This is a genomic window from Candidatus Frankia nodulisporulans (genome assembly GCF_902806475.1).
In the GTDB taxonomy this organism is placed as follows: Bacteria; Actinomycetota; Actinomycetes; order Frankiales; family Frankiaceae; genus Frankia; species Frankia umida.
The window spans coordinates 1-7924 of sequence record NZ_CADCWS010000199.1; the positions used below are offsets into that span (position 1 = coordinate 1).

8 protein-coding genes and 1 pseudogene are annotated in these 7924 nt (G+C 72.7%); 7 read left to right on the top strand and 2 right to left on the bottom strand.

What is annotated here, in order from left to right; translation table 11 throughout:
- From G6R24_RS15835 to G6R24_RS15850, 4 genes and pseudogenes are all read left to right on the top strand, one after another.
- Positions 1 to 210, top strand: a pseudogene (locus G6R24_RS15835) (toll/interleukin-1 receptor domain-containing protein); the annotation flags it as partial.
- An 83-nt stretch (positions 211 to 293) separates the two neighbouring features.
- Positions 294 to 1067 (top strand): pyridoxamine 5'-phosphate oxidase, encoded by a 774-nt coding sequence (gene pdxH / locus G6R24_RS15840; protein WP_163550017.1) that lies wholly within the window; start codon positions 294 to 296, stop codon positions 1065 to 1067.
- A 367-nt stretch (positions 1068 to 1434) separates the two neighbouring features.
- On the top strand, positions 1435 to 2247 hold the full coding sequence (locus G6R24_RS15845; protein ID WP_163550018.1) for a hypothetical protein: 813 nt from the start codon (positions 1435 to 1437) through the stop codon (positions 2245 to 2247).
- A 2-nt stretch (positions 2248 to 2249) separates the two neighbouring features.
- Entirely contained in the window at positions 2250 to 3101 is an 852-nt protein-coding gene (locus G6R24_RS15850) for a L,D-transpeptidase (RefSeq protein ID WP_163550019.1), read from the top strand.
- A 365-nt stretch (positions 3102 to 3466) separates the two neighbouring features.
- Here the strand turns inward: G6R24_RS15850 and G6R24_RS15855 are convergent, their stop codons facing one another.
- Positions 3467 to 4843: a cryptochrome/photolyase family protein gene (locus G6R24_RS15855; protein WP_163550020.1), complete on the bottom strand. Its 1377-nt coding sequence runs from the start codon at positions 4841 to 4843 to the stop codon at positions 3467 to 3469.
- A 104-nt stretch (positions 4844 to 4947) separates the two neighbouring features.
- Between G6R24_RS15855 and G6R24_RS15860 the strand changes: the two genes are divergently transcribed.
- The 3 genes from G6R24_RS15860 (at position 4948) to G6R24_RS15870 (ending at position 6658) form a co-directional block, all read left to right on the top strand.
- Positions 4948 to 5094: a hypothetical protein gene (locus G6R24_RS15860; RefSeq protein WP_163550021.1), complete on the top strand. Its 147-nt coding sequence runs from the start codon at positions 4948 to 4950 to the stop codon at positions 5092 to 5094.
- A 73-nt stretch (positions 5095 to 5167) separates the two neighbouring features.
- Positions 5168 to 5512 (top strand): hypothetical protein, encoded by a 345-nt coding sequence (locus tag G6R24_RS15865; RefSeq protein WP_163550022.1) that lies wholly within the window; start codon positions 5168 to 5170, stop codon positions 5510 to 5512.
- 36 nt (positions 5513 to 5548) lie between these two features.
- Entirely contained in the window at positions 5549 to 6658 is a 1110-nt protein-coding gene (locus tag G6R24_RS15870; protein ID WP_338084441.1) for a CE1 family esterase, read from the top strand.
- Positions 6659 to 6695: 37 nt separating this feature from the next.
- Here G6R24_RS15870 and G6R24_RS15875 read toward each other — a convergent pair.
- Positions 6696 to 7924: LpqN/LpqT family lipoprotein (locus G6R24_RS15875; protein ID WP_338084442.1), on the bottom strand; the 1229-nt coding region annotated here is incomplete at its 5' end.

The window sequence follows — 7924 nt, forward strand, 5'->3', positions numbered from 1 at the left end:
GGCCATTCGACCCTTGGCATTCACGCGCCCTGGATCGCCCAGGAATTCCTCCCGGCGCTCACCAGCGAACTCGACGCGCGCGGCATCACATTCCTGCCGGCCGTGTTGTCCGGCGGCGATGTCCCGGCCCGGATCGGCGGCCGTCCCTGCACGGATCTCACCACCGACTGGGACCGCGGCGTCGCGAACATCCTGAGCGCCCTGGCCTGAACCACGACAGTCCGGGCACGCCCGTTCGACCACGGCCGTGCCCTGGCCACGCCTGGACGGCCCGGGCTGGCACGATCCCAGGAATGTCCAGCTCCTCACCGCACGACGCCGTCCCGCCACCGGACCCCTCGGTGCTACGCCGGTCCTACGAAGCGGACGGGTTCGAGGCCGAGCAGCTCGCGCCGACCTGGGTGGAGCAGTTCGCCAGGTGGTTCGCGGACGCCGTCGCCGCCACCACCGCCGACACGTCCGCTCCCGGCACGTCCGCTCCCGGCGGGCTCACCGAGGCCAACGCCGCCGTGTTGGCCACCGCCTCGGCGCTGGGCCGGCCCAGCGCACGCACGGTGCTCATCAAGGCCTTCGATCACCGGGGCCTCGTGCTGTACACGAACTACACGTCCCGCAAAGGCCAGGAAAGCGCGGAGAACCCGTACGGCTCCCTGGTGCTCCCCTGGCATGCCCTGGGACGACAGGTCGTGGTCGTCGGGTCGATCGAACGGGTCAGCCGGGCGGAGACCGAACGGTATTTCGCCGCGCGGCCCAGAGGATCGCAGCTTGGCGCCTGGGCAAGCCACCAGTCCGAGACCATCACATCCCGGACGATCCTCGACGAGCGAGCCGCGCGCCTCGCCGCCCGGTGGCCACCCGGCACACCCGTGCCGACGCCCCCGTTCTGGGGCGGGCTGCGCCTCGTGCCGGAAACCGTCGAGTTCTGGCAGGGACGGTCCAACCGCCTGCACGACCGGCTGCGCTTCCGCCGGATCACCAGCGACCGAGCCGACGCCACGGGCACCCCTGCGGCCGACCCCCTCGCGGGCGGCACGGAACGCTGGATCGTGGAGCGCCTCGCACCCTGAGATCGACGGCCAGCCACCACCATCGAGCCGACCGCGCTCGGCCGCGCCCCGGCCCCACCCGGCTCCGGCCCGGCCCCGACCCGGTCGCACCGGCCGCGTCCCGCCGGATCGATCCGGCGGATCGACCGGCCGTGCCACGACCACGGATGGTCCGAATACGGCAGGTCATCCGGCCACCACGGACCATCCAGAAGTGCACACATCACCGCGGCGGACATCGTCCGTTGACGGTGGGATAACCGCGAAAAGGTGCTTCCCTCCCCCAACGGTCACGCTACGCCAGACCCGGAGGTATACGGATGGCCGGGAGGTTGCTACCTTCTCCCCGATCAGCTTTTCCGCAGGTCCATGTCGAGGAGACAGATTCATGCGCAGCACCGGAATGCGGGCCATGACGGCCGGCTTCCTCGGCATGGCAGCGATCATGCTGGCGGCTCCCGCTGCCTCGGCCGCCACGACCAACCCGGGCGAACCGGGCTCGACGCCCACCACGACGGCGACCGCGACGGCGACCCCGGCCACGGGCATCGCCCCAGCTCCCACCCCCACCAGCACGCCAGGTGCGGACGCCACGACGACCGCCTCCCCGGACGCCTCCGCGACGCCCCTCGGGGCGGGGCTCCTCCCGGGCGCCACCGCCACGACTTCGGCCAGTGCCGAGGCGACGCCGAGTGGCCTGCCGGTGCCGAGCGTGTCACCGGGTATCGAGGTGTCGGCCACCGGTAAGCCGTCCACCGGCAACGAGGGCCTCGACCGATTCCTCGATCTGCTGCCCTTCCGGGTGCCGTTCGACAAGGAAATCAACGGTGTCGAGGACATCGACATCAACCCGCTGGTGCTGACGTTCACCTGCACCGGGGCGGAACCCTCCTGGCAGCTGCGTAACACCTCGGACAAGAGCTTCGGATTCGGTTGGTTCGACACCAGCCTCGGCGGCGGCATCCTGGACATCGGCCCGCAGCAGACCGTGCCGCTGCCGTCCAAGGCCATCGCGGTCATCGGCTCCCCCTGGGACGCCGAGACCAAGGAGCTACTGGTCGCCATTCCGACGATCGGCGTGTCGAACTGCGCCGGGGTGACCCCCACCACGATCCCCGCGATCGCGGCACCGGTGGTACTGCCGGCGGCGGCACCGGCGGCGGCAGTCGCCGTCCAGGCCGAGCCCTACTACACGGGATGATCATGAGGCTGGGACTGGCCCGGCGACCGGCCTCGGCCCACGCCGCCGGCCCGGATTCGGGTGCGGTCGCCGTCGCCGGGTCGCGGCTGCGGCTCGGCGTCGTGCGTACCACCGTGCTCACCGCGAGCCTGCTGGTCGGGCTCGGTGGGCTGACCGGCTGTGGGGGCAGTGGCGGCGACGGCAGCCAGGCCGCGCCCACCAAACCTCTCGCGCAGGTGCGCAGCCAGCTCGCCGCCATCGCCGGCATCGGCCAGGGACGCAGCACGGTGGTGACCGCGTCCGGGGCCAGCGTGGACCTCTACAGCGCGCCGACCGACACCCAGCCGTCCTCGACGCTCGCGAGCCCCAACCAGAACGGGGTGAAACGGGTCTTCCTGGTCCAGGCGAAGCTGCCTGGCTGGTGGCAGGTGATGCTTCCGGTCGCACCCAACGGAAGCACCGGATGGGTCCAGGCCGACCAGGTGACCGCGTCCGAGACGCCGTACCGCATCGTGGTATCCCGCGGCCAGCACTCGCTGAAGGTGCTCAAGGACGGTGCCCCCATCGCCGAGGAACCGGTGGCGATCGGCACCACGGACACCCCGACCCCCGGCGGACGTTTCTACCTGATGGAACTCCTCCAGCCCCGCAACCCCAAGGGCGCCTACGGCCCGTACGCCTTCGGCCTCAACGGCTTCTCGACGTCGATGACCTCCTTCGACGGCCACGAGCCGGTCATCGGCATCCACGGCACCAACGAGCCCAAGCTGATCGGCAAGGATGTCAGCCACGGCTGCATCCGCATGAACAACGACGCCATCACCCGCCTGGCCCAGACGGTCCCCCTCGGCACGCCCGTGGACATCACCGTCTGATCCCGCGCGACGAACGTTGACTGCCGAACGTCCCCTGCCGAACGTTGGCGGCCGGAGCCCTGGCCGCCAGAGACTGGACGTCGGAGAGCCTGGGGAGGCGTGGCGCGCCGCGCGTGAGCTGCCCTCCGCATCTCACGCGGGCGCGACCACCTCCGGCGGAGCCCGTCACTTCTCCGCCGGGCTGGAGCGGGAGATCCTGCCCCCGTACCTCCTGCCCGGGTACAAGGGTCGCTAATCACCACGGTCCGGGTCCTTCAGACGAGAAAATTCATCTGTCGGATTGCCGACAAGTAGGCGGCCCGGCGGACGGCGGTGGCCCGTGCGCCGCGGACGCGGACGGTCGCGCCACCACCGACTCGACGGGGTCAGGAGCGGGCGGCGCGGGCGGCTTCGTAACGGGCCAGGGCGTCACATCGTTCGGCGGCGTGGTCGACGATGGGCGCGGGATAGCCGGCGGGTGGCCCGGCCGGCAGCGTCCACGGCTCGTGCACCTTCGCCTTCGGGACGTCGCGCAGCTGCGGAATCCAGCGGCGGACGTAGGTTCCGTCGGGGTCGTAGGTGCGGCCCTGGGCGACGGGATTGAAGACCCGGAAATACGGTGCCGCGTCGGTGCCGGTGCCGGCGGTCCACTGCCAGCCGTGATGGTTGGAGGCCAGGTCGCCGTCGACGAGTCGTTCGAGAAACCAGCGCGCCCCGTGCGTCCAGTGCACGTGCAGGTCCTTGCAGACGAAGGACGCCTCGATCATGCGGACGCGGTTGGGCAGCCATCCTTCGGCGAGCAGTTGGCGCATTCCGGCGTCGACGATCGGAAAGCCGGTCTCACCCCATTTCCACGCCTCGAACGTCCGGCCCGGCGGTTCGTAGGACATCGCCGCGAGCGCGTCGGTGAGGTCCGCTCGGGCCGAATCCGGATTCGCCGCCAGAACGTCGGCGTAGAACTCCCGCCAGGCCAGCTCCGAGCGGAACTTCTCCGCGTCCCCGGCGGCGGGATCCGCGCCACCGCCGGGGACGTCGGCCAGGGCCGCGAGGACGGTGCGTGGGTGCAGACAGCCGTATTTCAGGGCGGGCGAGAGGCGGGAGGTGGTGTCTCCGTCCGGGATGTCCCGGCGCTTGGCGTAGCCGGCGAGCGGGCCGCTCAGGAAGTCGTCGAGGCGGGCACGGGCGGCACTCTCCCCGGCGGGGGGCAGTCGGACGTCGCCGAGATCAGGATCGGCCGGGATGGCCGCACCGGTCAGGGTGGCCCAGCGGACCCCGGCGGGCTCGGCGATGGGTGCCCGCCAGCCGTGGGCGGTCCAGGCGCGGTAGAAGGGGGTGAAGACCCGGAACGGGGTGCCGGCAGCGGTGTGCAGCCGTCCCGGCGCGACCGCGTAGGGCGAGCCGGTGGCGACCAGCTCCCGGCCCTGGGACGTCAGCGCCTGGCGCACGGCGGCGTCCCGACGTCGCCCATAAGGGCCGTGGTCGGCACCGATGTGCACCTGGGTGGCATCGACCGCCCGCGCCACCTCCGGGACGACCCGCGCCGGGTCGCCGACCCGTACGCACAGCCGTCCGGACAGGCGCTCGTCGAGCTCCCGCAGGCAGCGGTAGAGGTAGGCGAGGCGGACCGCGCCGGCCGGGCGCCTCAGCCGGTCGTCCAGCACGAACAGAACCAGGACCTCGTCACCAGCGGCGGCGGCCGCGCACAGCGCCGGGTTGTCGTACAGGCGCAGGTCGCGCCGAAGCCAGCAGACCGACACCGTCATGCGACCCGAGGCTAGCCGTCGCGGGCCGCGCTCGGACGACACCCGATCGACACCGGCACCGCGACCCACCGTTCGGACCCGGTTCGCCCGATGGAGGAGCACCTGTGGATGTGCGTTGGGCGAACTACGGCGCGCCCGGCCCGCGGGTGGGGCACTCTGGAAGCGGACGGGCCACCGACGGTCGGCCATCGGTGCGCACCACCTACATCACCCTGACCCGGTTGTCCGGCACAGTTCGGGAGACCCGCTGACGCCCCGTTCGTAACCGATCTTCGCGGCAGCGGCCCCATCAACGTCACGAGTGGCGAGCGGAGGGACATCTCGGTGGACCAGCTCTCGGATCTGGAGCGTTCCCGGTTGCTTCTCGGCTGGCTGGCCGCGCGGCGCGCGGTGGACAACTGCCTGTCCGACCTGTTGGCCGCGGGGCCCGCGGGTGAGCGGCGGGTACGTGAGTCACTGGCCCTGGTGGACGATCTTGAGAGTCGTGCGCAGGAGGCGTTCGACCGGTACCGCACCGCGGCGGAGCGCACCCCGGCACCGCCGGTGCGTCCGGCCGGTCGGCGCGGCCCACCGCCGTCCGAGCGGCCACGGCTCAATGTGGTCCGCGCCCCCGAAGGCGACCTCGCGCGTAGCAGTTCCAACACGAAGGGTAATCACCGGCACCGGTAACGTCGGTGGGCCGCCTGCCGGGTGACAATAACCAGCGTGCCAGCCGTTCGTCGCCACCGGATCGCCGCGGTCTGGCTCCTCTCGCTGCTCATCCCGGTTCTCCTTGCGGTGACGGGCTGTAACACCGCGAGTGGATCACGGCGCGGAGATGTGGCCCCCGGGCCCACACCCAGTGCCACGGCCACCGCCGGGCCGGACGCCCTCGAACGGTCCGGCCGGGGCATCCCGCTGCGGATCACGCTGCCGCCACCCGGCACACCCGAGCCGTATCCCCTGATCGTGGCGCTGCACAGCCTGCACTACGACGGCACCGACCCGAAGACGAACTGGGATCTTGACGGCCTGGCCCGGGCGGCCGGACTCGCCGTCGTCTATCCCGACGGCATCGGGAAGGCCTGGAACGCCGGCACCTGCTGTGATGTCGCCTCCGCCCGCAACATCGACGATGTCGGCTACCTGCGGGCCCTGATCGCGCACATCAGCGAGAACTATCCGATCGACCGCAGCCGGGTCAGCCTGGTGGGTCTGTCCAACGGCGGCATGCTCGCCTACCGGTACGCCTGCGAGCACGGCGACGAGATCGCCGGCATCGCGGTCGTCTCGGCCAGCCGGCAGGTCACCCGGTGCCAGCCAGCCGCGCCACTGACCCTCGTCGTCATCCACGGCGGTGCCGACCAGCACGTTCCCTACGCGGGCACGCTGTGGTCGCCGGTTCTGAACACGGCCATCACCCCGGTCGAGCAGAGCATGGCGCCGATGCGGGCCGCGGACGGCTGCGCCCAGCCCGACGCCCCCGGTGACACCGTCCTGACCGACGGGTACGGAGTGCCCCTGCGCAGCTCGCAGCCCGCGATACCGGACGGCCTGTCCGTCTCCGTCGGCGGAGATGGCACCGCTGGTGCGGCAGGGCCGGCGGGGGCGGCTGGGGCGACGGGCACAGCGCCGGCGACCAGTTCCGGGGCGGGTGGACCGGTGATCCGGCGGGAGGCCCCGTGCTTGACGTCGGCCCGGGTCGTGGAGTACCTGATGCCGACGATGGGCCATGGTTGGCCGCCGCGCACCGGCGAGGGCACGTTCGCCACGGCCGGTGTGATCTGGAACCTGCTCGCCCCGGCCCGGTCAGCCCGGGCCGGGCCGCGGCTCTGAGCCACCCGACCCGGTCAGCCGGCCGCGCGGCGGTGGGTCAGGCGGCCGGAGCGAACGAGGTGCGCAGGGCGCCCATCAGCGTGTTGAGGCTGGCCGACGCGTCGGTGGACACCCTGGCGATCAGCACGTAGACCGCGCCGTTGCCAGCCACCGTCCGCATCAGGTAGGACACCCGCTGGCCCTCGCGGTCGTAGGAGCCGGCGATCTCCTGGGTCGGCTGGCCGTTGGAGTCCGTGGCCGGGCCGGATCGTTCCCGGGTCAGCCCGGACACCCCGGCGAACTCACCGGCCTGCACCCGGGTCAGCGCCGCCGCCTGGTCGGTGCCCTCGATCCGGGCGGCCCCGATCATCGCCGGTCCGAACTCGGCGGTGGTGCTCGGTTCGCCGTAGAAGATGCCGGTGTTGTCCCGACGCTGCTTCCACACCGGTGGATGGGAGAAGGTCACCTTCTGCACCGTGTCGGTGAAGGCCACCCAGTCCGCCGGCACCGCCACCTGCCCGGTGCCCGCCGCGGCCGCACCGCCGCCCGCCGGGGCGGTGGCCACCGCCGCGCCGGCGCCGCCCGCCGCAGCGGTGGCGGTCGGCATCGGGGTCGGGTCGTTCGAGCCGGCGGTGGCCGTGTGGCCGCTGGGACGTACCTTCTCCCACACCACTCCCGCGCCGACGCCAACGCCGAGTGCCACGGACAGCACGGCCAGGGCGACTCCGACCCGGCGCAGAAACGACATCGCCTCCCCGGCCGGAGCCGACCGCGCCGCGCCGCTCCGGGCGCCGAGGATGACGTCGGCGTTGTCGTCGTCGGCGTCACCCTCGTACGGTGCGTCGACGTCGGCGCCAGGACCGGCGCCGTAGGCGGATTCCCGGGCGTAGGGAGAGCGGCGGTCGTGGGGGGAGCCGTCCCGACCGGGTGTGCCGTCGTGGGCGGCGTCAGGGTCCTCGTCGCGCGGCTCCCGCCGGTCACGGTCGCCGCCGGCACGGACGAGTTCACGCTCCATCGCAGCGGTGAGCGGCCCACCGGGGCGGCGGGGCACCGGGCCGCCGGAGCGGGCCTGGCCCCGTCCACCCATGGACGTCGCCGCCGGGTCCCCGGTCGGGTCGACGCGGCCGGCACCGGGCAGGTGCGGACCGGTCGCGGCCGGCCGCGGGGCCCGACCACGCGGGTCGGAGCCGTCCCGCGAATCCACGCCACCCCGGATATCCGAGCGGTCCCGAGGGTCCAGCCGAGCACGCGGGTCCGAACGGTCCCGAGGGTCCAGCCGAGCACGCG

Excerpts from the sequence above, each read along its gene's own strand:
- pdxH (WP_163550017.1), top strand. The coding sequence starts at position 294 with ATGTCCAGCTCCTCACCGCACGACGCCGTCCCGCCACCGGACCCCTCG.
- G6R24_RS15845 (WP_163550018.1), top strand. The coding sequence starts at position 1,435 with ATGCGCAGCACCGGAATGCGGGCCATGACGGCCGGCTTCCTCGGCATG.
- G6R24_RS15850 (WP_163550019.1), top strand. The coding sequence starts at position 2,250 with ATGAGGCTGGGACTGGCCCGGCGACCGGCCTCGGCCCACGCCGCCGGC.
- G6R24_RS15855 (WP_163550020.1), bottom strand. The coding sequence starts at position 4,843 with ATGACGGTGTCGGTCTGCTGGCTTCGGCGCGACCTGCGCCTGTACGAC.